Here is a 23155-nt window from a genome sequence, read left to right on the forward strand (position 1 = left end):
AATCTGAGCCCTGTCACCACTCGTCAAAAGGACTTCTAACACCACAGCCGTTCGCGCCTTTGGCCACGTGGGTGTAGATTTCCGTTGTCCTCACATCCCCGTGGCCCAGTAACTCCTGAATCGTTCGCAAATCACAACCTGACTCTAACAAATGTGTGGCAAAACCGCGTAAAATGTTATACATCACGCGGAACTTCGCGTAAAAGTTAGACATCACGATCGAGAGTGCGCATGATATCAATTACACTGGAGATATGTATATTCGGAAAAAGTAAATCAAAAAAATACCTTGTTACCCCCAATTTTTCCCATCACGATTCTTATAACTTGTAGGCTTTCGCACACTTGCGTAAGGTATCCTGATCATATCGTAACCAAAAGGTTCCGATATCAAGTCAACTAATTATACTGTTCGACCAAAAATGAAACATCCGCTTGGAGACACTCCTCAGTTCGAGATTTCTCCAGAGATGAGAAAGACGCTTTCCGATCTAGGGAAGCACATGAAGGCCGTGAACGCTCAGTTTGCTGAGGCGGGTGCCAAAATCGCGGCGGGCATCAAGCGCATCAATGAAACCCTCCCAGAGAATGTAAGAGAGTTAGCTCGTCACGGATGGTTCATTTCATGGTGGCACACCCCGCTTCCTGCGCTCATCCCGGTTGCAGATCTTTTTCGCTCAGGAAACGAGAAGGAAGGGAACGCTCAGTTGTGCCACCACTTCACCGAGATCTACGGGGAGATTACCAAGGACTTATTGGAGCGATACCCACGACGCGCACCCATCCTGCAAAGCGCATTCGACGCACATGAGTCCGGATCTTTCGCTCTCTCGGTTCCGGTGTTTCTCGCGCAAGCTGACGGGATTGCTCGTGAGATGCTCGGAGTATCAGTTTACACCCGACGAGGCAATGTCCGGAAGACGATGCAAGAGGCAATTGAGAGAATTGATCCGCGCGGAATTGACGAGCCTATCTTGCGACTGATTCTGGAGGATTTACCGCTAACCGCATCCGACAATTCGCCCGACTTTAGGGCGGACTCCCTAAATCGGCATGCTATCTTACATGGCAACGATCTTGATTATCCGTCGAGTCTGAACTCACTCAAAGCAATATCGTGGTTGCAGTATGCTGCTCAGTTCGAGGAGACTGCGAAGATGGCACAGACAACAAAGGTCGAACAAGACGTCGATCTCAACACCTGACCCTTGGCGAGTCGAAAGCATCATGACCATTCAACCATCAACCCAGCAGTCGGAGTCCACCCTCGGTCAGGTGTGAGATGACTTTGACGTTCTCCCAAGAAATGCTCCCGCATGCTCACAAGGCCGATACAGAGCGCTTCATCACACGATACGGGGCAGGCCAAGGCTTTCGATTGGCTGGGGTCGATTTTCGATGGATCGCGTTCAAGCACGATCCAGAGATTAACAATGACAGCCACAATCGCCCCAATTCGTGTGGAGCTGCGATTTCAGTCAGCAGCGAAGACCTTGGTTTCGAGGTTGAGTTTCCGATCTGGACACAGGAGTGCGCCACGACCAACCCGAAATATCTCTACGATGACCACAAGGTGGCGCTCTGGGATGTCTGGCATATCACGCACGGAGTTGTCTACGGAAGACACTTCCCAGGTCTCGAATCGCCGGAGCGACCACTCTTCATTTGCCTCTATCGTGGCTATTGGGGAGATGCCAACCTGTTGCATACGTCGAACGTTGTTTCGCTAACCCAAAAGATTCTGACGCCTAGGAAGAGGCGCCGCCGAACCACTTTTGAGGAGGCCGTAGACTGGCCGAGCCAAAATCCAAAACGGGGAGAACAAGGCGCGGCACCCAACCCCTGACCCGCCGCGAGTCGACGATTTTCAGATGAATATCAACCTCAACCCACAGTCAATGCGCGCCCTCTGGTCAGGGGTTGGTGCGCTTTGATGTTCTGACAGGAACTACAGATCCTGTGCGTAGGCTATAGCCACTGCAGACTATGTCACCCGTGCGGTACAGTTCTAAGCTGGTTTCGAAGATTCCGGTCATTTCAGAGACAAGCTCTAACATTAATCGATTGACTACTTACATCTGTTTCACCCTCTCCGCAGTAGGACGAACTCACCCATCTCCAAAAACATGAAAACGTTACGACAGTTTTTTGCTCTATCATTCATCATCTGCCCGTGTGTATTCGGGGAGAGTAAGACCGATCCAAACTCCACTTTCACCCTCGCCTTTGGCTCATGTGGTAATCAGAACCATCCTTTGCCGATCTTAAATGACGTGGTGAAACATCAGCCTGATGTGTTCATTTTCCTAGGAGATAACATCTATGGCGACACTGGAAATATGGATATTCTCCGGCAGAAATATCAGAAACTTGGAAACCAGCCATCGTACCAAAATCTGAAAAAACATACCGATATTTTAGCCGTTTGGGACGATCACGATTACGGCCAGAATGATGCTGGGAAAAACTATCCCCACAAGGAAGCCTCCAAGGAGATCTTTCTGGAGTTTTTCGAAGAGCCCAAAGACTCTGAGCGATACCAGCACAAGGGCATCTACCATTCAGTCTATCCAAAAGTCGGAGATAAAACCGTCCAGATCATTCTGCTAGACTGCCGCACCTTCAGGGATGACCTGGTCAGGGAGAAGCAGGTGACTAATTTAAGAGGACGCCACTTCTATCAACTGGAATACATACCTCACACCGACACGGCCAAGACCCTGCTGGGAGCGGAACAGTGGGAGTGGCTGGAAGCGGAGCTGAGGAAACCTGCTGATTGTCGCATTCTAGCTTCAGGAACTCAGTTCGGCATTGAGTATAATGGCTACGAAGCATGGGCGAACTTTCCACACGAACAGGAACGTCTCGTTCAACTGATCAAGAAAACGCAAGCCAACCATCTAGTTCTCATCAGCGGGGATATTCACTACGCGGAAATATCAAAATTCGAGCACTCGGACTGCTACCCACTTTACGACATCACATCGAGTGGGCTCGCACAAACCTGGAAATTTGCGACACCAAATAAGAACCGCATTGAGGGCCCTATTATGGACAACCATTTCGGACTGCTGACCATTTCCCTTTCTGGTAATAACCCTCATCTCAAGTCTGAGATATGGGACCACCGAGGGAATCAGCGTGTTGAATTCACGATCCCCTTTCGAGACATTAGCTTCTCGAAATAGTGAGCGTAGGCGAGTGCTTGTAGGCAACTAGAAAGAAAAACATTTCACATTCTACCGCCCACAGCACTCCTAGTTATCCTTATCGCTTTGTTTGAGCTGTGCTTTTGTTTGCTGCGGCCAGCATTTTCTGGAGTTTGGCGACTTCTTGATGGAGCTCCTTGATGTCTTTTTTCATGTTTTCGATGACGGCTTTCTCTTGGCTCTCAGCCAGCCGGATTTTTTGTTTCTCATCATTTTCGCGTTGTCTCTTTTCAGCGGCGGCAAGTTTATCAAATTCGGTTTCCACGGCCGCGACTTTTTTCTCGGCAGCCCTTAATGCTTCAGCTGCTTTGTTGCGTTCTTCGAGCGCGCGTTTTTTTTGTTCGTTGAGTGCTTTCTTGTGAGCTGCTGCCTTCTCGGCGACCCGGGCCTTCTCGTTAGCTTCTTGCTTCTTGGCTTTTTCTTCGGCCTTGGATTTTTTGTTGCCTTTGTTTTCGTTGGCATTTTTGGCCTTTTCCTTTTGGGCTTGGCGCTTGGAGACTTTGGAAGATTCCTCTTTTTGATCGGGCGACGAAGGTTTCTGCTTTTTCGCGTAGGCGGTGTTGCTGAAGCCGATGAGGCAAACGGAGAGGACGATGGAGGGAAGTATAAGTTTCATTGGGTTGTAGTGGGCGTGAATTAGGCCCATTTCAAAATACGAGGTTTCTCGATGGCATCTTACAGCTATGAAATGAAACAGACTCCCCTCCCCACTTGGACTCCACTTGAGATTATTCGGTTGAGTTAGTATTTGCTTGAACCATATAATCTCGCATTCGAATGAACCCCTTTTCTCGCGCGCTTACTGACTATCACTCTGGCTGCCATGACACCGTTTTTGTCATCCGCCGTGATGATGGCTACGAGCAAACTGTTCCGGTTGCTCCGTTCTTCGACAGCGAGAATTTTCCACCATTGGAAAGTCGAGCGCTGGATGAATGTCGGGGAAGAGTTCTCGATGTCGGCAGTGCTGCAGGAAGGCACTCGCTGGAACTTTTAAGGAGAGGCATGAAGGTCACGTCTTTGGACATTCTGCCTGAGATGGAAGCGATCATGAAAGATCGTGGATTGTCCGATGTGGTGATTGCCGATATTTTCACGTTCTCTGGCGAGCGATACGACACACTGCTGATGTTGATGAACGGTATCGGTATGACAGCCACGTTTGATGGTCTGCTTCAATTCCTTAGGCACGCACATAACCTCATTGCTCCGGGAGGTCAGATTGTATGTGATTCGATCGATGTCGGGGTGACCAAGAACCCTCAGCACGTAGTCTACCGAGAGCGCAATTTGGCGTCTGGACGATTGCCTGGCCAGCAGGTCTTCACGATAGAATATGACGGCGAGCCTCCCATCCAATTTGACTGGTTGCACATTGATTTTCAGACCTTGTCCAAAGCTTGTGATGAGACAGGCTGGAAAGCCGACCTCCTTAGTTCTGAAGAAGGTGGCCATTACCTGTGCAGGCTGGCCGAGGGCTGAAATGCCCCCCTATCAAATCATTCTCTATTGGGCTGGCAGGTGTGTGCTGTTTGCTCTACGTTCAGGCATCATCACCTTTGCCTGCTGAGTGGATTCTTGTTCATGGCTGGTGTCGGTCACTCATCTTTCATCCAAGATCCGATGCCTAAAAAAGCCAAACCATTCAAGCCGGTCCCTAAACGTTTTCACCCCGGCAGTCTGCCGATTTTATATGAGGATCATGATATCCTCGTTGTGGACAAACCAAGCGGACTCCTAACAGTGAGCACCGACCGCGAGAGTGACAGGACGGCTTTTGCCTATTTGATGGACTACGTGCGCAAAGGACAGGCCAAGTCGCGGAGTCGGGTCTTTATCGTCCATCGTCTTGATCGTGAAACGTCTGGCCTCTTGGTCTTTGCCAAGTCTGAAGAGTCGAAACGCTGGCTGCAGCAAGAGTGGGCGGAGTTTAACAAAACCTACTTCGCCGTGGTGCGAGGTCATCTCGCTGAGAAGAGTGGTGTTTTTTCATCCTACCTCGCTGAGAACGGCGTGCATAAAATGGTTTCGGTGAAGTCCTCAGACTTAGGAAAGCTGGCAAAAACCGCCTACAAGGTGATCAAAGAAAGTAAGGCATACAGCCTTCTGGAAATTGAGTTAATGTCAGGGAAAAAGCACCAAATCAGAGTGCATTTATCCGATCAGGGACATGCCGTGGTGGGCGACAAAAAATACGGCCAAGATGAAAAGGGAACCAAACGTCTGATGCTACACGCAGGTTCTCTAACTATTAAACATCCCTACACCGAAGAATGGATGACATTTTCAAGCAATGCTCCTCATTATTTTGATGCCTTGATGAAGGGGCCTAACGCGTAAGCGATTCCTAGTGGAAGATTGATCTCGCGCATTATTTTACACCGGCTGGGGTTTGTTTCGCAGCTTTGACCCGTTTTTCTAACATGGCAGCCAATTCTGCGATCTGCTTTTTGTAGTTGGGGTCTTTTGCCAGGTTTTTCATTTCCTTGGGATCAGTCTGATGATCGTAAAACTCGATGGCTTTAGCGTCTTTCTGTTTCCATTCAGTATAGCGATAGCGCTCGGTGCGGAGACTGAAGTCATCTACATTCAACTGAGTAAGAGCGCTTGTTCTCGGAGTCGCGTCAGGATCATCTAACACGGGAGCTTGGTTGATGCCTTGGAGGTAGCTGGGGGCCGTGAGTCCGGCTAGGGCGGCGACGGTCGGGTAGATATCAAGCATTTCGGCAGGGGTGTTGGTTTTGATCCCCTTCTTGGACTGACCGGGAGCAGCGATGATCAAGGGAACCCGAGTGCCTTGGTCTAGCAGGCTGCGTTTTTGCCAATGTCCATGCTCACCCATGTGATAGCCGTGGTCTGAGGTAAAAACGACGATGGTGTTCTTAGCCAATCCGGTTTCCTCCAGCGCATCGAGGATTCGGCCGATCTGGGCATCTGCAAAGCTGATAGATGCGTGGTAGCCTTGGATCGCCTGACGTGCGAGTTCCGGCTTGAGATTGATTTGTTCCTTCTTAGTTTGAAGGGTTTTCACCGCCGCTTTGGGGATGGTTTGGAAATATCCTTCCGGCACAGTGGGAACTTCGATTTGATCTACCGGATAGAGATCGAAATATTTTTTAGGAGCTACAAAGGGGGTGTGAGGACGGTAAAGGCCCACAGCCATGAAGAATGGAGTCTTGTCAGCGGCATGTTTTTTCAATCTCGCCACAGCCTCGGTGGCAGCGATGCCATCAGTCTGTTCTTCATCAGTCCCCTCGGCCGCCAACCAGCTCAGAGTGGCGCCGTATTGCCCTTTCTTGAGGGTGAAAATTTTCTTCTCCTCAGTCTTGTCGCGACCGATGGGATTGAACACATCACTCCATGAAGCTGGATCATCATGGCCATTGGTGCCAATGGCTTTGGGAACGTTGTAGTGGTAGATCTTTCCGATGCGGGTGGCGGTGTAGCCATTATTCTTAAAGAGCTGACTCATGGTGACCACCTTGGGTGTGTTTTTCCGGATCAAGATATTGTTACCGCGGATTTGTGTCTGATCCGGATAAAGACTGGTCATGAACGATGCTCTGCTCGGGCCGCAAAGCGAGTATTGGCAATGAGCATTGGAGAACAAGGTGCCACGTGCGGCGAGTTTATCGATGTTCGGAGTTTTCACCTGTGGGTGACCATAGCTACCCAAATCACAGTTCAAGTCATCACAGATGATGAATAGCACATTGGGCTTATCAGCAGCCAGGCTGCTGATGGAGCAAACGAGGGGTATGAGCAGAGATCGAATCATGATGAAAGCATCCTGCACCGAGCCAAAAGTCTGTCCAGCATGATGATTCTATCCGCAATTTTTTCTATCCTCCTCACTTTTAGCGTGCCAGCTCCATCCGCTTGCGTTTATATGGAAGACAACTATTACTAACGTCTCTGTTAGACGGCATTTAACTCAATCCACATTATGAACAAAGAACGCAATCCAGTCGGTTGGTTCGAAATCTATGTTTCCGACATGGACCGAGCCAAGAAATTCTACGAAACCATGCTCGATGTCACCCTCGAGCCATTACCCAGCCCTGATGCATCTGTCGAAATGGTCGCCTTCCCCATGCTCGCACCTGATGACTGTGGTGGCGAAGCACCGGGCGCGCCGGGTGCCCTGGCCAAGATGGAAGGCATGTCGCCGGGCGGCAGTGGCACACTTGTCTATTTCTCATGTCTCGATTGTGCGGATGACGAGAGCCGTGTGGCCACTGCTGGTGGACAAGTGATCAAACCCAAATTCTCTATCGGCGAATACGGTTTCATCTCATTGGTCATGGATACCGAGGGCAATATGGTCGGTCTTCACTCAACGAGCTAAGCCATCAATCAAGTGTAGCGATTCTGATGTATCCTGTTGGTCTTGGCACATAACTTCCAAACCGGTCTACTTCTAATACCCTGTAGGGTTGACTTGCTTCCGCGAAATAAGCACACTACATAACTGAAATTAATTCGATCACTATTCCAAACATCTAGCACCATACTATTATGAAAAAACATCTAACCATTCTAGCCGCCCTGTTTCTTTGTCTCTCATGCTCTTCTATTTCCGCTAGTGTTAGCAACTACATCGGCAAGGTAGGTAAGTCTGAATTGAGAGCCAGCCTGACCTATTACAGAAACGGCACAGTCAAAGGATCTTATACTTCCATGAGAACCGGAAAACGCTACCTGCTACAAGGGAATAATTTCCAAGAGGGCCGATTATCTCTCAAAGAATATACTTACAACCCTCGCAAGGATGGTTGGTATCCTACTGCCCAAGTTTATCTCTACAAACAACGCAACAAGGGCAGAATCGTGTGGTCTGGTACTATGAAAAACTATGACGGCCGCAACGTGCACATGTACTTGGTGAAGAGGTAACTCTCACTTTTCCTCACAACGCCAAGCCGTTCAGAGAGCCCTCTTGTGCTATGCAATAGGGCGTTTTTGATCTCGCCCGCCACGCGCCTGATAGTCTGTTAGTATTTTGAGTGCGTCGTATTACCCCCTCAGCCAATGCTGAGGGGGATTTGATTGATCATGACCACTTGTTTGTTTTGCAGTCTGCAAAGTCGCGCACCTTTACGCCTCGATCAGGTAATCGCCACAATCCTCAGCCAGTTCTAGAGCACAGTCGATAAGAGCTAAGTGACTGTATGCCTGAGGGAAGTTTCCTAGATGGCGTTTACTTTCAAAATCAAGATCCTCGCCATAGAGCCCCTTGGGATTGGCGTAGCTCAATAATGTTTCAAAGCGCTTCCGTGCTTCCTTGCGTTTACCGGTCTTGGCCAATGCTTTGACCATCCAGAACGAACAGACGGTGAAGGCACTGCTCGGCTCACCGAAGTCGTCTTGGTTCCGGTAGCGGTACATAAGCCCACCACGGCACAGATCCTCGTCACTCTTTTCAACAGTGGCGACGAACTTGGGATGATTGTAGTCGATGAATCCATATTCAGCCATCAGCAGATTTGACGAATCGAGGTCTTCAGAACCGTAGGCCTGGGTGAAAGCTTGTTTTTTCTCGTTCCAGCCTTTTTCCATGATGTCGTCCTTGATCTCGGCTAACAGACCTAGGTGCTGTTTGGCCCAGTCATCCTTGCCTAACATCTTTGCCACCTTGATGGCGCGATCAACCGCTACCCAGCACAGCACTTTGGAAAAGACAAAGTGTCTGGCCTCGCCACGAATCTCCCAGATGCCACGATCCGGCTCACGCCAGTATTCGCCGACTGTTTTGGCAATGGAGCGGACACGGGTCCAAATCCGATCGAGCGTTTCGGGTGTCCGTTTCCGACCTTCCAAATCCTGATAGATCACATCCATGAGAATGCCGTAGATATCATGCTGCATCTGATGATAGGCGGCATTTCCCACGCGCACTGGACCAGATCCGTGATAGCCGGACAGGTGTTCCAGCTCCTCCTCGGTCAGTGTTTTCTCCCCACGAATCCCATACATGATCTGCAAGGCATCATCCTTGGTGGGAACGGTATTCATCACCCAATCAATGAAACGCTCGGCCATCAGTGGGTGGCCTAATCTTCTCAGCACGGAGACGGTCATCGATCCATCGCGAATCCAACAGAACCGGTAATCCCAATTTCGTTCCTCCCCGATGGTTTCAGGAAGCGAGGTAGTTCCCGCAGCCAACACAGCACCCGTGGGTGAGAACTGGAGCATTTTCAGAGTAATTGCCGAGCGGACGATCTCCTCACTATATCGGTTACATCGGTGGGTGCGAGCGGTCCAGAGCAACCAGTATGAGCGTGTGCGTTGGAGCATCAGCTCGACAGTATCTGCGTCAGGTGGCATGACCTTGTCGTTATAACTGATCAGAAGATAATTCTGTTTCTCCAGAGTATGTTCCCCACACTCGAGTATCTTCTCGGTGTCCATGTCCGTGTAGAGATAACACGACTCATAAACTGACTGGCCTTCTTTGCGCACACCAGTGGTGGTGCTCTTGATGCGATTCTCGCCAAAAGTATGAGACTCAGTATCGAAGCGTCCGTATTCTAACCGAGGATTGTAATGCACACGCAATTTCGGTGTTCCACTGATTGGATTGAGCACGCGGATGATGTCACTCGAGACATCGTGCTTCGACCCAGCATGGCCATCCCATGAATAGCGGGCCATGAAATCGATGACCTCGAACTCGCCGCTTTCACCCTTGAAGCGGGTGACGAGAATACCGGTGTTGCGTTCATACTCTTGGCTAACAGCCTCACCGTCGTCCATGGAAATGCCCATCTCGCCGCCGACGTAGGGATCGAGGATGGAGGCGAAGATGGTGCCGGAATCAAAGTCCGGCATGCAGCAGTAAACGATAGATGCATCGGTGTCGATCAGCGCGCAAGTGCGGCCGTTGCCGATGACGCCGTAGTTGTAATTATCAGAATTGGGATGGCTCATGATTGGTTGGAAAGGGTGTCTGCGAGAGATTCGAGGAAATTGCGGAGACCTTCGATGGTAGTTCTATGCTCAGCACGTGTTGAGCCAGTTCCGATTTTTACGGTATGAAAATGATCTTCACACACCGGAGTGATGGCAAACATGGTCTCATCCGTCTGATCATCGCCGGCAGCTAAGGCAACGTCAGGCTTCCAATCTTTCATCAGAAAATCAGTGGCTACCCCCTTGTTCACCATCTGGCTCGCAATCTCGACGATTTTTTGGCCGTGGTGAACGGAAACCGGGAGGCTTGCGGTGATGGCTGTCAACTCATCGAGCAGGCCTTTGGCTCGCCATAAACCGAACTCTGGATCCGCCTGGCGATAATGCCAGACGACAGAGGACGTCTTCACCTCGATCTCAGATCCGGGAGTCAGCGTCACGGCCCATTCGAGATGAGGCAAGACGACGTCCACCCAGGAATTATCCACATGAGGGTTCATCAACTCCCACTCCCCTACCTCACGGCGTTTCCAGTAGTAACCATGCTCGGCGACGAGATCGATTGGTAGATGTCCGAGGTGTTTTTCCAAGAATGTTTTTGGACGACCGCTGATGACCGCCAGACGCAATGAATCGTGCGCCGCCAGTCGACCTAAAAGATCCACAAGACTCTTATCAGGAATAGCATCCTCCGGACGGTCCACAAAACCGCGTAAGGTGCCATCGTAATCGAGGAAGAGTGCTACCTTGCGTCCAGATGCTAGATTTTTTGTTAGGTTTTCCTCTACTTCAGCAAGTGTCTCGTGAGCATCTGGATCGTGATCTGTTGTTCCGCTTTCAGTGAGATCGCCCAAGAAACGCTTCGCCCAAGCACCGGCATCATTCCGAGCCAAGCGGTCTTGCATAGCTCGCACCCTGCTCCACATTTCCTCGTCGGACATGGACAGGGCTTGTTCCATCGCTTTGACCACACCTTGGGTATCGTGAGGGTTAATCAGAAGGGAATGGGACATCTCTTGCGCGGCACCGGCAAACTCACTGAGAATGAGAACACCGGCTCGGGCGTTGTATTTTTTCCTTTTACAATCGATGTATTCCTTCGCCACCAAATTCATGCCGTCAATAATGGGGGTAACCATGCAGACCTCAGCCAGCGCGTAGAACGCTGCGAGTTCTTCCATCGGAAATCCACGGTGTAGGAACTGAACTGGTGAGTGGCCTACTTCACCGTAGTCACCGTTAATGGCTCCCACTTCTCGCTGCACCGTTTCAGCTAACATATTGTATTCCTCCACACCCACACGCGATGGCACAGCGATGATGACGAAATTCACCTGGCTGCGTTGCTCAGGATTTTGGCGGAGAAATTGACGGATGGCTTCGAGTTTTTCCGGCACACCTTTGGTATAATCCAATCGCTCAACACTGAGGATCAGCTTACCACCTGCGAGTCGTTCCTTGTGGAGTTCTAACGCTTCTTTGTAGGTTTTGCTTTGCATCGCCTCATGGAAACCGGTGCTGTTATGACCGATGGGATAAACACCCATGCGCACCATGCGATCACCGTGCCACAATCCTTCAGCCTCTCCTTCGATGCCCAAAATACGGAGCAAGCAGGAATTGAAATGGCGCAGGTAGTTATAGGTGTGGAAACCGATCACATCACATCCTAACAGACCTTCAAGAATTTCATTCCGTTCAGGAAGCGCGCGAATGATTTCACTGGATGGCCAAGGTGTATGCAGGAAAAAACCGATCTTTATATCTGGCCGCAATTCACGCAGCATTTTGGGCAGTAACAGCAGATGGTAATCATGGATCCACACTTGGCCGTCTTTATCGGCAGCCTTCGCGATGACCTCTGCGAATTTTTTGTTTACGGCGCGGTAGCCATTGATCCACTCAGGGTCGAACTTAGCCCGACCTTTCATGTAATGCAACATCGGCCAAAGTGTGGAGTTCGAATACCCCTCGTAATAAGCCTCGAATTCTTCCGTCTTTAGAATCACCGGCTGCACGCCGACATCGTTGAGCTTTTTTATGTAAGCATCTTGATCCTCAATTTCCTCTTCGTTGATGCCTCCCCAACCGATCCAAGTGTAATCACCGGGAATACCTGCACCAGCAAGGGCCGAGGCCAATCCTCCTGTTGTGCGTTCTACTTCTCCCTCCTCATTGATTCGGATAGGGAGTCTATTGGAAACTAGGGTTAAATGCGACATGCTCCAACTATGAAGCAGCAGGATTTATTGTCCAAGAATCTTTCAGAGTTATTCTGACAAACTGACTTTTATGATCCCCCTGAGTATTACTCGTCCATTTGAACAAGTTGTTAGGAAGACTCACCCTGCACCACGATACTGATTCTACGGGTGTGAGGAGCATAGCGGTGTTCAAAGAGGAAGATCCCTTGCCAAGTGCCAAGAGTCATCCGCCCGTTGATCACCGGAATCACTTCGCTACTGCGTGTGAGTGCCATCCGAATGTGCGACGGCATATCATCCGGGCCTTCGTAGGTGTGTATGAAATAGGGAGTATCCTCGGGAACAAGATGATCAAAAAAGGCCTCCAGGTCCGTGCGAGCACTCGGGTCGGCATTTTCCATAATCACCAGACTGGCACTGGTGTGCTGGACAAAAATGGTAGCAGTTCCGGTGCTGATTCCAGCATCTGCAACCACAGATTTCACCTCGTCTGTGATTTCATAAGTCCCCTTCCCTCGAGTCGATAAGGTGAACTCAGCTGAGTGCGCACTCATTAATCGATCGTGATATCTTCTGCCAACCAATCTGAAATCGGGAACTTCATATCGAGACCTTTGAGGGTGTCCACCATGATGCGGGCAACCACGAGGTTACGATACCATTTCCGGTCAGCCGGAATGACATACCACGGTGCATGCTCGGTGCTGGTTTTCTCGATAAGGTCTTCGTAGACTTCCATGAAATCTTCCCAGCGTGCGCGGTCCTTGAGGTCGTCGGGATTGAATTTCCAGTGCTTGGCCGGGTTATCGAGTCGGGCTTGCAAGCGTTCTTTCTGTTCGTCTTTGGAGATGTGCAGGAACAACTTGACGATGGTCGTGCCTTCCTCCGCCAACATGCGTTCAAATTCGACGATGTGCCGGTAGCGAGGTTTCCACACCTCCTTTGGATAAATTTCTTTAACCCTAACAGCGATGATGTCTTCGTAGTGACTGCGGTTAAAGACCACAATTTGTCCATTGCGTGGAACTTTCTTGTGAACGCGCCATAGGAAATCGTGTGCCAGCTCGTCCTCGGATGGCTTCTTGAAGGGTTCTACATGAATCCCTTGTGGATCAACTTTGGAAAAAACACTCTTAACGGTGCCATCCTTGCCACCGGTGTCCATCGCCTGAATGACGACCAACACACGCTGCTTGCTTTCGGCGTAGAGTAGATTTTGCAGCTGTTTCAGCTCTTCTCGAAGCTGATTCAAGTAGGGCTCGTGGTCATCTTTACCCCCATGACCAAACAATGACTTATCGTCGGTTTCGTGCTTGGAAAGTTTCAGTTTCTCCTTCGGGGGAACTCGGTATTTTTCGATCGATCCTTGAACAGGCATACGAGCAGTCTCGCAAAGCCTAGTATGCAATAGCAAGGTAGAAAGATTCCTACTTGGTCATTCTGATCAATTCTTTTTTACATTTTCCAGAGTCGACACCATGTTAGCCGAAGTGAAAGTCCAAATAGCAAGGTTTCTCAATCGCATGCAGATGAGCTTCTGGTTCATCCCCGGAATGGTTGCCGTGTGTGCCATGCTCGCAGGGTATGGTGCTCAAAAACTCGATCTGGCATTATACGGAACCCTTGAATGGGAACTAACCGATGCTGCGGGTGCTCGGGCGATTTTAACTACGGTCGCCGGATCATCGATCACTGTTGCCGGTGTGGTATTCTCTATCACGATGGTGGTGCTTTCATCAGCATCCAGTCAATACGGCCCCCGACTGATGCGTAACTTCATCCGGCAGCCACAAACGAAGTGGGTGTTGGGCGGCTATATCGGCACCTTCATCTACTGCCTCATGGTCGCCGCCACGATTCGCGATGGTGAATATGGCTGGGTGCCTCAAGTGTCTGTTACCGCCGGAGGTGTTTTCGGTGTTTTGAGTTTCGGTTTATTGATTGCTTTCATTAACCACGTCACTACTTTCCTACAGGCCTCTCAGGTCATCAATGACGTCGCTTCACGGTTGTATAAAACATTGGAAGTTCTGTTCCCCTTGAGCGCCTTATCAAAGGAACAACGAGATGCCGTCAAACCAGGCACCATACCTCAAGGACTGGAAAACCCAGTATCCGTTAAAATAGACCATCGAGGTTTTATCCAAGCCATCAATATCGAGCCTCTGCTGAAACAGGCCACTGAACACGATGCGGTGCTGCGCATTCATTTCAAGCCTGGCGACTATGTCTTACCTGGGCAAGAAGTCGCTCTGCTATGGCAAAGTGGTGAGACATGGGAGGATGTCGAGGATGATGTCAAATCCGCACTGTTGTTAGGTTCCGAACGCACCGATGACCAAGATGCCGAATTCGCCGTTGATCAGTTAGTCGAAGTTGCCGTCCGAGCCCTATCGAGTGGGATCAATGACCCCTTCACTGCGATCAATTGCATCAGAATTCTCGGGGGCATGTTAGCAGAACTGGATGAAAGAGGTCTACCCGGCGGGGTTATCCACGATGATGAGGGTAAACTGCGTATCGCCACCCAGACATACACCTATGCGGGATTCTTGGATGCGGCATTCAATCAAATCCGCCAGAACTCACGTAACGTCGAGTCAGTGAGTATTACCCTGATCGACACCTTGGCTAGACTGAAAGAGCGCGCCATTTCCCCTGAGTTTGCTACCGAGCTCAAACGTCATGCCGACCTATTGAAACACGATGTGGAAAACTGCTACACCAATCAGGATGATCTAGCCGACTTCATGGAGCGATATGACATTTTTTCCAATGACGATGATTAAGGAAATAACGTCGACCAGTTGACGAATTACGATTCCTAGCCGAGTTTGGCCTGTTGCATGATGAACAACCATCATGCCGTCAAACAACTAACCAACAACCCATGAAAAACACCATCAAACCATTGTTCCTCATTCTCCTTGGAGCCGCCGGCCTTTTTGCATTCTCAGCGTGTGAGAAAAAAGGCCCGGCTGAAAAGGCAGGTGAGAAAATCGATAAATCTATCGAGAAAGCTGGCGATAAAATCGAAGACGCCACTGACCGATAATCCAACAGACTCTACCAAAAAACCCAGGTCGCACGATATCGTGGATCTGGGTTTTCTTGTTGGGAGAAATTGATATTTATCCGATTTCGACACCGGTGTTCGCGGCTTCTTCGCGGAATCCTTTGAGGAGTTCTTTGAAGATGTCACCCGGAGTGCCGTCACCGATTTCACGGTCGTCAACTTTTACCACAGGAATGACTTCCGCCGCAGTGCCGGTGAGGAAACATTCGTCAGAGGTGTACACATCATAACGGGTAAGCGTGTCTTCAATGATATCGATGTCCTGACGCTCGCAGAGGTCAAAGATCACCGCGCGGGTGATGCCGTCCAGCGCGCCGTCGGAGATTTTGGGCGTAATAACCACGCCGTTTTTCACGATGAAGATGGTGTCTCCGGTGCACTCGGCCACGGTTCCCTCTTCATTGAGCATCAGCCCTTCCATCACACCAGCCTTGATGCATTCCACCTTGGCCATGACGTTGTTCAGGTAGTTCAGAGACTTGACCTGTGGAGAAAGTGTTGCGTGGCTTGGACGGCGTGTGGCGCAAGTAATGAGCTCCAGACCTTTTTCATAGTGCTCCTCAGGATAGAGCTGAATGGAGGCGGCGATGCAGAACATCGAAGGTGTTGGGCAAAGGTAAGGGTTCAGCCCAAGTCCACCACTGCCACGAGTCACTACCAATCTAACATAGCCATCGGTCAGGCCATTGGCACGGATGGTTTCGCAGACGATGTCGCAAACTTCGCTCTGGGTCCAAGGCATCTTGAGAAGAATGGCCTTCGCGGAGAGAAACAGACGATCGATGTGCTCTTCAAGGCGGAACACTCGGCCATTGTAGAAACGGATACCTTCGAATATGCCGTCGCCGTATAACAGGCCGTGGTCGAAGACAGAGATCTTAGCGGCTGCTTCATCGACGAGTTCACCATCGAGCCAAATTTTTTTAGAGTCACTCATAGTAGTTCTGGAAAGTTTGCTGGCGCGGTTAAAGCACGATTGATCGCGCTTGAACACGCCTTTTTTCATGCGATGACACCATCTTTGACAATCAATTTCCGATCGCCATGGGTGGCCAGACTTTCATCGTGGGTGACCACCACCAGAGTGACATCGTCCTCCTTGGTCAGGTTGATCAGCATGTCCATGACTTGAGAGCCATTACGTGAGTCGAGGTTTCCAGTAGGTTCATCGGCAAAAATGATCTGCGGTGAATTCACCAGCGCACGCGCGATCGCCACACGCTGCTGCTCACCACCACTCAGTTCCGCAGGAAGGTGGTCAATGCGCTTGCTCAGTCCCACTCGATCCAGCGATTCCTCAGCTTTCTTGGTGAGGTCCTTACCGCCGATCATCGCGGGGACCATGACATTTTCCAAGGCGGTCAGTTCCGGCATCAGGTAGTAGTTTTGGAAAATATACGACATCCGCTGATTCCGAATGCGGGCCTGCTGCCGGCGCGATTGGGCGTAAAGGTTAACTCCATCGATCCAGACAGTTCCTTCTTCAGGTCGTTCCAAACCTGCTAGAATATACATGAGGGTAGTTTTTCCCGCACCGCTAGGTCCGCAAAGAAAGATTTTTTCGCCACGATTAATTTCCAGATTAATCCCATGCAGCACCTCCACGCGTTTTTTGCCCACTGAGTATCCGCGATGCAGATTTTCCGCTTTGATCCATGCCTCGCTATTCGCGCCGTTGCTCATGCCCTACCCCTAGTCGATCCGACATCGGAAGCGAATTTTTTTCTCAAGAAATCATCGAAATTTACCTGCGTCTGAGTATTTCTAATGCCATGCAGGTCATTACATTCACTCCGCTCTACATGGAACGCGTCTGGGGCGGACGCGAACTGGAGCAGGTTTATAATCGGACATTACCGGCACCAAACACCCCCTTCGGTGAATCCTGGGAAATGACTGATCGGCCTGATGAGCAATCTGTAGTCAATCACGGACCGTTAGAGGGAATGACGCTTGGTCAGCTGTGGCAGGAAAAACGTGAGGAGATTTTCGGTGTAGGATTCGAGGACGAGGAATGTTTCCCTCTCCTCATCAAAATCCTCGATGCCCGTGACGATCTCTCGATTCAAGTTCACCCCCCTGCAGATATTGCGCCGGAGCTGGGCGGAGAGCCTAAAACGGAAATGTGGTACATCGCGGATGCCGATCCGGGAGCCAAACTCTACGTGGGGATGAAAGAAGAAATCAGCCGCGATGATTTCCAACAAGCGATCGAAAATGGCACGGTTGATCAAGTCGTGCATGCCATTACACCCAAAGCCGGGGATTCGATCTTCATACCGTCCGGCCGATTGCACGCGATAGGTGCTGGACTGCTAATCTACGAAATCCAACAGAACTCGGACACGACTTATCGGGTATTCGATTGGAATCGGATGGGGCTTGATGGCCAACCTCGCCAGCTGCACGTCGGGGAATCCATGCGCTGCATCGATTTCACAGACAGCGAGCCCAGCATGGATAAACCGAACGGTAATACACTCGCAACCTGTCCGTATTTCCAAGTGGATCGACTAAAACTTCGCGTCGGAGCCAGTGTGGGAAATCCGGACCCTGAAAGGTTTTCCATTGTGACCGTGGTCGATGGTGCGCTAGAGTCAGCCGATGGCCGCAAGTATGTAGCTGGAGATTTCCTGCTCATGCCGCGCGCCGCAGCCCCTTTGACCGCCAGTGAAGATGCCTCAATACTCCAGACCACGATTCCTCGCTAACATAGGGCTTATCGCTGTTTCTCTACTGTTTTTGCCGATTGCCCACGCGCAAAAAGCCAAGCCTCTAACATGGCCCAAATCGTTCAAGCCAGCAGGTGAGGCGAAAATCATTCTGGTGCAAAAAGGCGATAACGATCGCCCCTTTGTTTACCACACCAAGAACTTTGAACTCCAGTCCCCCACCGCACTGAACGAGCGGAATCTTGGTCTCTTTGCCACCACGGCCGAATCAGTGCCCAGTGTGCTCAAGCGGATACCACTGCCATTGTTGGGCATGCCCGAGAGTGATCGAGCCAAGGTTCTGATTTATCCTGATGAGGAGAGCTTCGTCGCCGCTGGTGGGGCTCAAGGCGCAGCCGGATACTACAGCGGTAGAAAACAGGCGATTATGCTGCGCGCGGACACCTTTCTCAATCCTCCCCCACCTGCCGGCAGCAAGTTACCACCGAAGGCAGACTATAACTTGTTAGTGCACGAGTTCACCCACCTCTGCATGCATCGTGACCTGGCTTATCTGCCGACGTGGTTCACCGAGGGTGTAGCCGAATACATCGCCGCGATGCATGAAAATAAGGGCGCCTACCAGTTTTCCAACATCAGTTCCTCCATCCGCAGACGGATCAAATCCGGACTCCCCAACGACAAGGAAGAAATCCTCCTCCCCGGCATCGCCGAAACCATGTCACTGACGGCAAAGGATTGGCAGGAACGGATCGAGCAAGGCCAGATCGAAAACCACTACCGCAGCTACGCCACATCGCTCCTGATCGTGCACACTCTCTTCCATGGTGGCGAAAAACGGCGCACAGCCACTCGCCAATTCCTCGAACAAAGGCAAAAACGGCCTCCGGAAGCCGATGCCGAAACTACCCTAATCCCCTTGGCTGAACGGAAAAAACTCCAACAGCGCATTATCGACTACTGGCGACCTCGTGGCTTGAGGCTCAAGTTTACCTCGGAATAATCATACTACTCTGGCTTTTCGTTATAAATTTCACCCGATTTTCTCATCGATTCTCTGATAGCTAATCGCCTGATGTGACTTATACTTCAGCAACAACCGTCCTATTTACCATGAGCAACACTGAAAATCCTGCCCCTCTTAGCCCGCCCCGCCGTGGCGGTAAACGCAAAGTTCTGATCATCATCGGCGTCATGGCCCTGCTGATGGTATCCGCAGGAGCCGCCTATTACTGGTGGAGCAACCGCCCGATCAAACCCGTGGTTCTCGATCAAGCCGAGCAACGCGCTCTCGATCAGAAAATGGAAGTCGTCCAAGAGCGTAAATATGAACCGGGCGGAAAAGTTCTGGTTCTCACTGAAAAAGAGGTCAATGCCCTGTTCCATAACAACACCGGCATGGGCGACAAAGTACGTTTCGAACTCGCTAACAGCGCCATCCACGCCCGTATTCGGACCGATCTGGATGAGGAGATCCCCGTAGTCGGTGGTCGTACGCTCAAGGCCAAGGCCCGCTTTAAACTCACCGATGAGCAGAATCAGCCTGCCATCATTCTCGACGACCTCACGGTCTGGGGTATCTCTCTTCCCAATGCTTGGCTGGCCGATCTCAAAGGCAAGAACTTGATCGGTGAGCTGGGCATCAACCTCTCCAACAATCGCATCGCCGATGGAATCAAGGACATCGAGGTGGATCATGGGAAAATCACCATCACCATAGCTGAGTAAGTGTAGGGGAAACAGTCCCTAACATAACTCTGAGCATTGGTTAATGACACCATAACCAGTGCTCTTATCCATAATAAACTCGTTCCCACACTCCGGTCAGTCCAAGCTATGTCCATGCGCACTCTCGCCATCGGTGACATCCACGGCTGCCTGACAGCACTCAAGACCCTCGTTGAGGTCGCTGGAGTGACTCCGGAAGACACGCTGATCACGCTGGGTGATTATGTCGATCGTGGCGACAGTTCGAGAGGAGTGATCGATTATCTGATCGAACTCAGGAAAACGCATCAACTCATCACCCTGAGAGGAAATCATGAGTCGATGATGGAAGAGGCTCGCAGCACAGCTGACCAATTTCATTTCTGGGCGGCCAACGGTGGCTACCAGACGTTGGAATCCTTTGGGGTTGAGGATGTGCATGAAATTCCAAAACTCTACTGGAAATTTTTGAAGTCGCTGGAGTCATGGTATGAAACGGAGAATCACATTTTTGTGCATGCAGGACTGAGCGCGGACCTTCCCCTGAAAGAACAGCCGCCATTGTCGTTGTACTGGATGAAGTTTTCTCAAAACCAGCCTCACGAATCAGGAAAAACCATCGTCTGTGGACACACCGCCCAGAAGGATGGTCTGCCGAGTGTGCAGCCCGGCGCGGTCTGTATCGACACCCACGTCTATGCCGAAGATGGCTGGCTCACCTGCTTGGATGTGATGAGCGGTGAGTATTGGCAGGCGAATGAACTTGGCGAAAGCCGCCGCGGCGAGCTCGATCCAGTCGGTTAGTCAGGCCTCTGATCAAGCTCACTTGGCGGAGCACGGAAGTTGTATCTACTCGTTCAGAATACTGCCTAAGTCGCGTTTTTCGTTAATTTGGGGTTTGGCTTTTACGATTTAGAACTTACATGGAGCCCGTGCTCTTCAACAGCTATGCGTTCTGGCTTTTTTTCGCCCTGGTCTGGGTGATCTATCGCATGCTGCCGCACCGTGGCCAGAATCTGATGCTGCTGGGCGCGAGTTATTTCTTCTACGCCTGCTGGGACTGGCGCTTTCTACCGCTGATCCTCACGACCACTCTGGTGAATTATTTCACCGCAATTGGGATGGAGAAGAGCGACGATCCAAAACGGCACAAGTGGCTGATGGCGGCGTCTGCGGTGGTATCTCTGGGACTGCTCGGTTACTTCAAGTACTTTGGGTTTTTCGCCGAAAGTGCGGCGGAGCTGCTGACTTGGCTGGGGTTCAATGCCGATATCAAGATGCTGAACATCATCCTGCCGGTGGGGATATCATTCTACACCTTCCAGACGATGTCCTACACCATCGACGTTTATCGGGGACAGATTAAGGCGACCAAATCCATCACGGACTTCGCTCTCTACGTTGCCTATTTCCCACAGCTGGTGGCAGGGCCGATTGAGCGCTCGTCTTCGCTGATGCCCCAGATCACCAACTCGAGAAAAGATCGGCCGCGTGGTGACTTCTCGGAGGGTTTGTATCTGGTGATGTTAGGTTTGTTCCTAAAAGTGGTGGTGGGAGACAATCTGGGATTCATCGCGGATGGCATCTTCGCAGCTGAAGAGGGAGAACTAACCGGCACGGAGGCATTGGTGGGAGTGTATTGTTTCGCGTTTCAAATTTACGGTGATTTCGCGGGTTACTCCTCCATCGCCCGAGGCGTCTCAAAGTGGCTGGGCATCGATCTGATGACCAATTTCCGCATGCCCTATCTGGCTCGGAACCCATCGGACTTCTGGCAGCGTTGGCACATCTCGCTTTCTTCGTGGCTACGCGACTACCTCTACATTCCGCTCGGTGGCAATCGTGGCAGCAAGCTCATGGTTTATCGGAACCTGATGATCACGATGCTGTTAGGCGGTCTCTGGCATGGTGCTGGCTGGACCTTCCTCATCTGGGGCGGGCTGCACGGAGCAATTCTCTGCATTTACCGGATGCTAGGCGACCGGGTGAAACTGCCAAAGCTCTGGGGTCGCATCGTGGCCACGCTGTTCTTTTTCCACCTCGTCTGTCTAACGTGGTTATTCTTCCGCGCGGACTCTCTGGCGCAGGCATGGGAGATGCTGACACTAGTATTCACCCATCAGGAAATGACACCGTTGGCAAACTACGGGCTACGGATGATTCTCTTCTTCTGCCTTCCTCTGATGATCTACGAAATCTGGCTGGATAAGGCGCACACCCTACGCCGACTCGAAACCGTGCGCTGGGGCTGGCGGGCTGCGGCTTACTGCTACTTCGTCTTCATGCTGATCGTCTTCCCTCCTCCAGTCTTCGGGCAGTTCATCTATTTCCAATTCTAACCACCATGGCTAACAAACATCACGACTACGATGCCCTGCCAACGGACGCCCACGCTCCGTCATGGCTGTTGGAGATGCGTGTGGTGATGGTGGTGCTGGCCTTTGTGCTGGTGCTGGAACTGATCGCTCGGATCATTGCGCCGGTGCTGGATTTTGATCGGGAGAACATTTTCGCCTTTCCAAAAGTGATTGAAAATCTTGAGGAAAAGGCGGATCAGTCGGGAAATCCCAAGGTCGTTTTCTTCGGCAACTCACTGATGTTGCACGGGCTCGATCAGGAGTTGGTGCAATCCGAGCTCGAAGTCATCGACGGGCCTGAGATTGAATCCGCCAAAGTGACGCCGGTTGGCACCGCGATGCTAGACTGGGTTTACCTCTACCGCCGCTATTTCACCGATACCGACAGTCACCCCGATTACTTGGTGGTCGGATTTGTCGCGCACCATATTCACGACCAAGAAGCGATCAAGCTACGGCGACTTTCACGGCACTTCGTCGCAGGCGAGGACTTGCCAGTGCTCTGGGAAACCGACCTGCAGGACTTCCACAGCATCAGTCAATCTGTGCTATGCCACGTCAGTGCGCTCGAAGGTGACCAGCCGGAACACCAGCTCGGAATTCTTCAGACATTGATCGCCGACTACAAAGCGGGGCTCAACCGTAACAACCGACTGGTGGCCGATGGCAGGAAACGGAAGCAACAGTTCGCCATAGAAAAAGATCCTGGCAAGGCGGTGCCCACCGACGATCAGGAGAGCTATGACCGAATGAAACGATTTATCGCCGAGGCTATAAAACACGGCGTGAAAATTTTCTTCGTTCCAATGCCTCAGCCGGAAGTGTGGGACTTCAATCCGGAGGCACAGAAAATCATAGAAGCCGAAGGCATGACCGTGCTGGATGCCCGCCGCATCCCCGGCATGACACCGGAGGACTTTTCAGACGGCTACCACCTGGGGGAAACCGGCAAGGTGAAGTTCAGCGAGTGGATGGCTGGGCAGCTGAAGGATCAGATGGGGGAATAGATCGGACG

General features: G+C 51.0%; 23 protein-coding genes and 1 pseudogene. 15 read left to right on the forward strand and 9 right to left on the reverse strand.

Annotated elements, in window-relative coordinates; translation table 11 throughout:
• Window positions 1-13: 13 nt before the first annotated feature.
• Window positions 14-166, reverse strand: a pseudogene (locus ACSPJT_RS03960) (tyrosine-type recombinase/integrase); the annotation flags it as partial.
• 256 nt (window positions 167-422) lie between these two features.
• Between ACSPJT_RS03960 and ACSPJT_RS03965 the strand changes: the two are divergent.
• The 3 genes from ACSPJT_RS03965 to ACSPJT_RS03975 all read left to right on the forward strand — a co-directional run bounded on the left by ACSPJT_RS03965 (window position 423) and on the right by ACSPJT_RS03975 (window position 3188).
• Window positions 423-1205, forward strand: a complete 783-nt coding sequence (locus tag ACSPJT_RS03965) for a hypothetical protein (protein ID WP_435895072.1) — start codon at window positions 423-425, stop codon at window positions 1203-1205.
• 77 nt (window positions 1206-1282) lie between these two features.
• Window positions 1283-1846 carry a hypothetical protein gene (locus tag ACSPJT_RS03970; protein ID WP_435895073.1) on the forward strand — a complete coding sequence of 188 codons (564 nt, stop codon included), beginning with the start codon at window positions 1283-1285 and terminating at the stop codon, window positions 1844-1846.
• A gap of 280 nt (window positions 1847-2126) precedes the next feature.
• Window positions 2127-3188 carry an alkaline phosphatase D family protein gene (locus tag ACSPJT_RS03975; protein WP_435895074.1) on the forward strand — a complete coding sequence of 354 codons (1062 nt, stop codon included), beginning with the start codon at window positions 2127-2129 and terminating at the stop codon, window positions 3186-3188.
• Window positions 3189-3267: 79 nt separating this feature from the next.
• Here ACSPJT_RS03975 and ACSPJT_RS03980 read toward each other — a convergent pair whose 3' ends face one another.
• Entirely contained in the window at window positions 3268-3825 is a 558-nt protein-coding gene (locus ACSPJT_RS03980) for a hypothetical protein (RefSeq protein WP_435895075.1), read from the reverse strand.
• A 161-nt stretch (window positions 3826-3986) separates the two neighbouring features.
• Between ACSPJT_RS03980 and ACSPJT_RS03985 the strand changes: the two genes are divergently transcribed.
• Both ACSPJT_RS03985 and ACSPJT_RS03990 read left to right on the forward strand, forming a co-directional pair.
• Window positions 3987-4691 (forward strand): class I SAM-dependent methyltransferase, encoded by a 705-nt coding sequence (locus tag ACSPJT_RS03985; RefSeq protein WP_435895076.1) that lies wholly within the window; start codon window positions 3987-3989, stop codon window positions 4689-4691.
• 141 nt (window positions 4692-4832) lie between these two features.
• On the forward strand, window positions 4833-5549 hold the full coding sequence (locus tag ACSPJT_RS03990; protein WP_435895077.1) for an RluA family pseudouridine synthase: 717 nt from the start codon (window positions 4833-4835) through the stop codon (window positions 5547-5549).
• Between the two features lie 31 nt (window positions 5550-5580).
• Here ACSPJT_RS03990 and ACSPJT_RS03995 read toward each other — a convergent pair whose 3' ends face one another.
• Window positions 5581-6987 carry a sulfatase gene (locus ACSPJT_RS03995; protein WP_435895078.1) on the reverse strand — a complete coding sequence of 469 codons (1407 nt, stop codon included), beginning with the start codon at window positions 6985-6987 and terminating at the stop codon, window positions 5581-5583.
• 168 nt (window positions 6988-7155) lie between these two features.
• Between ACSPJT_RS03995 and ACSPJT_RS04000 the strand changes: the two genes are divergently transcribed.
• Window positions 7156-7557: a VOC family protein gene (locus tag ACSPJT_RS04000; RefSeq protein WP_435895079.1), complete on the forward strand. Its 402-nt coding sequence runs from the start codon at window positions 7156-7158 to the stop codon at window positions 7555-7557.
• 170 nt (window positions 7558-7727) lie between these two features.
• Window positions 7728-8105: a hypothetical protein gene (locus ACSPJT_RS04005; protein WP_435895080.1), complete on the forward strand. Its 378-nt coding sequence runs from the start codon at window positions 7728-7730 to the stop codon at window positions 8103-8105.
• A 201-nt stretch (window positions 8106-8306) separates the two neighbouring features.
• Here ACSPJT_RS04005 and ACSPJT_RS04010 read toward each other — a convergent pair whose 3' ends face one another.
• From ACSPJT_RS04010 to ACSPJT_RS04025, 4 genes are all read right to left on the reverse strand, one after another.
• Window positions 8307-10142, reverse strand: a complete 1836-nt coding sequence (locus ACSPJT_RS04010) for a glycoside hydrolase family 15 protein (protein ID WP_435895081.1) — start codon at window positions 10140-10142, stop codon at window positions 8307-8309.
• Window positions 10139-12346 (reverse strand): bifunctional alpha,alpha-trehalose-phosphate synthase (UDP-forming)/trehalose-phosphatase, encoded by a 2208-nt coding sequence (locus ACSPJT_RS04015; RefSeq protein WP_435895082.1) that lies wholly within the window; start codon window positions 12344-12346, stop codon window positions 10139-10141. Before ACSPJT_RS04015 ends, ACSPJT_RS04010 begins: the two co-directional genes overlap by 4 nt.
• A gap of 110 nt (window positions 12347-12456) precedes the next feature.
• A complete protein-coding gene (locus ACSPJT_RS04020) occupies window positions 12457-12882 on the reverse strand; it encodes a secondary thiamine-phosphate synthase enzyme YjbQ (protein WP_435895083.1) in 426 nt (141 codons plus the stop codon).
• The gene (locus tag ACSPJT_RS04025; RefSeq protein WP_435895084.1) at window positions 12882-13706 is read right to left on the reverse strand and encodes a polyphosphate kinase 2 family protein; all 825 of its coding nucleotides are present in this window, start codon (window positions 13704-13706) and stop codon (window positions 12882-12884) included. The genes ACSPJT_RS04020 and ACSPJT_RS04025 overlap by 1 nt, the downstream gene beginning before the upstream one ends.
• A 100-nt stretch (window positions 13707-13806) precedes the next feature.
• On the opposite strand from ACSPJT_RS04025, the gene ACSPJT_RS04030 reads away from it, so the two are divergent.
• Both ACSPJT_RS04030 and ACSPJT_RS04035 read left to right on the forward strand, forming a co-directional pair.
• Window positions 13807-15117, forward strand: coding sequence for a DUF2254 domain-containing protein (locus tag ACSPJT_RS04030; RefSeq protein ID WP_435895085.1), 1311 nt, complete (start codon window positions 13807-13809; stop codon window positions 15115-15117).
• A gap of 101 nt (window positions 15118-15218) precedes the next feature.
• Window positions 15219-15383: a transport-associated protein gene (locus ACSPJT_RS04035; protein WP_435895086.1), complete on the forward strand. Its 165-nt coding sequence runs from the start codon at window positions 15219-15221 to the stop codon at window positions 15381-15383.
• A gap of 76 nt (window positions 15384-15459) precedes the next feature.
• Here ACSPJT_RS04035 and ilvE read toward each other — a convergent pair whose 3' ends face one another.
• Window positions 15460-16341 carry a branched-chain-amino-acid transaminase gene (gene ilvE / locus ACSPJT_RS04040; protein WP_435895087.1) on the reverse strand — a complete coding sequence of 294 codons (882 nt, stop codon included), beginning with the start codon at window positions 16339-16341 and terminating at the stop codon, window positions 15460-15462.
• Window positions 16342-16406: 65 nt separating this feature from the next.
• Complete coding sequence (locus ACSPJT_RS04045) at window positions 16407-17087, reverse strand: ABC transporter ATP-binding protein (protein ID WP_435895088.1); 681 nt, start codon at window positions 17085-17087, stop codon at window positions 16407-16409.
• An 89-nt stretch (window positions 17088-17176) separates the two neighbouring features.
• On the opposite strand from ACSPJT_RS04045, the gene ACSPJT_RS04050 reads away from it, so the two are divergent.
• The 6 genes from ACSPJT_RS04050 to ACSPJT_RS04075 all read left to right on the forward strand — a co-directional run bounded on the left by ACSPJT_RS04050 (window position 17177) and on the right by ACSPJT_RS04075 (window position 23147).
• Window positions 17177-18115, forward strand: a complete 939-nt coding sequence (locus tag ACSPJT_RS04050) for a type I phosphomannose isomerase catalytic subunit (RefSeq protein ID WP_435895089.1) — start codon at window positions 17177-17179, stop codon at window positions 18113-18115.
• Window positions 18081-19079, forward strand: coding sequence for a hypothetical protein (locus tag ACSPJT_RS04055; protein ID WP_435895090.1), 999 nt, complete (start codon window positions 18081-18083; stop codon window positions 19077-19079). Before ACSPJT_RS04050 ends, ACSPJT_RS04055 begins: the two co-directional genes overlap by 35 nt.
• Window positions 19080-19189: 110 nt before the next feature.
• On the forward strand, window positions 19190-19804 hold the full coding sequence (locus ACSPJT_RS04060) for a hypothetical protein (protein ID WP_435895091.1): 615 nt from the start codon (window positions 19190-19192) through the stop codon (window positions 19802-19804).
• Window positions 19805-19918: 114 nt separating this feature from the next.
• Window positions 19919-20587 (forward strand): metallophosphoesterase family protein, encoded by a 669-nt coding sequence (locus ACSPJT_RS04065; RefSeq protein ID WP_435895092.1) that lies wholly within the window; start codon window positions 19919-19921, stop codon window positions 20585-20587.
• Window positions 20588-20706: 119 nt separating this feature from the next.
• Window positions 20707-22122 carry an MBOAT family O-acyltransferase gene (locus ACSPJT_RS04070; protein ID WP_435895093.1) on the forward strand — a complete coding sequence of 472 codons (1416 nt, stop codon included), beginning with the start codon at window positions 20707-20709 and terminating at the stop codon, window positions 22120-22122.
• A 5-nt stretch (window positions 22123-22127) separates the two neighbouring features.
• Window positions 22128-23147, forward strand: coding sequence for a hypothetical protein (locus ACSPJT_RS04075; protein WP_435895094.1), 1020 nt, complete (start codon window positions 22128-22130; stop codon window positions 23145-23147).
• The last annotated feature ends 8 nt before the right edge of the window (window positions 23148-23155 follow it).

The organism is Oceaniferula spumae (assembly GCF_042849255.1).
Classification (GTDB): Bacteria; Verrucomicrobiota; Verrucomicrobiia; order Verrucomicrobiales; family Akkermansiaceae; genus Oceaniferula; species Oceaniferula spumae.

What these genes read in the sequence shown, in the direction of transcription:
- ACSPJT_RS03965 (WP_435895072.1), top strand. Translation starts at nt 423, where the DNA reads ATGAAACATCCGCTTGGAGACACTCCTCAGTTCGAGATTTCTCCAGAG.
- ACSPJT_RS03970 (WP_435895073.1), top strand. Translation starts at nt 1,283, where the DNA reads ATGACTTTGACGTTCTCCCAAGAAATGCTCCCGCATGCTCACAAGGCC.
- ACSPJT_RS03975 (WP_435895074.1), top strand. Translation starts at nt 2,127, where the DNA reads ATGAAAACGTTACGACAGTTTTTTGCTCTATCATTCATCATCTGCCCG.
- ACSPJT_RS03980 (WP_435895075.1), bottom strand. Translation starts at nt 3,825, where the DNA reads ATGAAACTTATACTTCCCTCCATCGTCCTCTCCGTTTGCCTCATCGGC.
- ACSPJT_RS03985 (WP_435895076.1), top strand. Translation starts at nt 3,987, where the DNA reads ATGAACCCCTTTTCTCGCGCGCTTACTGACTATCACTCTGGCTGCCAT.
- ACSPJT_RS03990 (WP_435895077.1), top strand. Translation starts at nt 4,833, where the DNA reads ATGCCTAAAAAAGCCAAACCATTCAAGCCGGTCCCTAAACGTTTTCAC.
- ACSPJT_RS03995 (WP_435895078.1), bottom strand. Translation starts at nt 6,987, where the DNA reads ATGATTCGATCTCTGCTCATACCCCTCGTTTGCTCCATCAGCAGCCTG.
- ACSPJT_RS04000 (WP_435895079.1), top strand. Translation starts at nt 7,156, where the DNA reads ATGAACAAAGAACGCAATCCAGTCGGTTGGTTCGAAATCTATGTTTCC.
- ACSPJT_RS04005 (WP_435895080.1), top strand. Translation starts at nt 7,728, where the DNA reads ATGAAAAAACATCTAACCATTCTAGCCGCCCTGTTTCTTTGTCTCTCA.
- ACSPJT_RS04010 (WP_435895081.1), bottom strand. Translation starts at nt 10,142, where the DNA reads ATGAGCCATCCCAATTCTGATAATTACAACTACGGCGTCATCGGCAAC.
- ACSPJT_RS04015 (WP_435895082.1), bottom strand. Translation starts at nt 12,346, where the DNA reads ATGTCGCATTTAACCCTAGTTTCCAATAGACTCCCTATCCGAATCAAT.
- ACSPJT_RS04020 (WP_435895083.1), bottom strand. Translation starts at nt 12,882, where the DNA reads ATGAGTGCGCACTCAGCTGAGTTCACCTTATCGACTCGAGGGAAGGGG.
- ACSPJT_RS04025 (WP_435895084.1), bottom strand. Translation starts at nt 13,706, where the DNA reads ATGCCTGTTCAAGGATCGATCGAAAAATACCGAGTTCCCCCGAAGGAG.
- ACSPJT_RS04030 (WP_435895085.1), top strand. Translation starts at nt 13,807, where the DNA reads ATGTTAGCCGAAGTGAAAGTCCAAATAGCAAGGTTTCTCAATCGCATG.
- ACSPJT_RS04035 (WP_435895086.1), top strand. Translation starts at nt 15,219, where the DNA reads ATGAAAAACACCATCAAACCATTGTTCCTCATTCTCCTTGGAGCCGCC.
- ilvE (WP_435895087.1), bottom strand. Translation starts at nt 16,341, where the DNA reads ATGAGTGACTCTAAAAAAATTTGGCTCGATGGTGAACTCGTCGATGAA.
- ACSPJT_RS04045 (WP_435895088.1), bottom strand. Translation starts at nt 17,087, where the DNA reads ATGAGCAACGGCGCGAATAGCGAGGCATGGATCAAAGCGGAAAATCTG.
- ACSPJT_RS04050 (WP_435895089.1), top strand. Translation starts at nt 17,177, where the DNA reads ATGCAGGTCATTACATTCACTCCGCTCTACATGGAACGCGTCTGGGGC.
- ACSPJT_RS04055 (WP_435895090.1), top strand. Translation starts at nt 18,081, where the DNA reads ATGCCTCAATACTCCAGACCACGATTCCTCGCTAACATAGGGCTTATC.
- ACSPJT_RS04060 (WP_435895091.1), top strand. Translation starts at nt 19,190, where the DNA reads ATGAGCAACACTGAAAATCCTGCCCCTCTTAGCCCGCCCCGCCGTGGC.
- ACSPJT_RS04065 (WP_435895092.1), top strand. Translation starts at nt 19,919, where the DNA reads ATGCGCACTCTCGCCATCGGTGACATCCACGGCTGCCTGACAGCACTC.
- ACSPJT_RS04070 (WP_435895093.1), top strand. Translation starts at nt 20,707, where the DNA reads ATGGAGCCCGTGCTCTTCAACAGCTATGCGTTCTGGCTTTTTTTCGCC.
- ACSPJT_RS04075 (WP_435895094.1), top strand. Translation starts at nt 22,128, where the DNA reads ATGGCTAACAAACATCACGACTACGATGCCCTGCCAACGGACGCCCAC.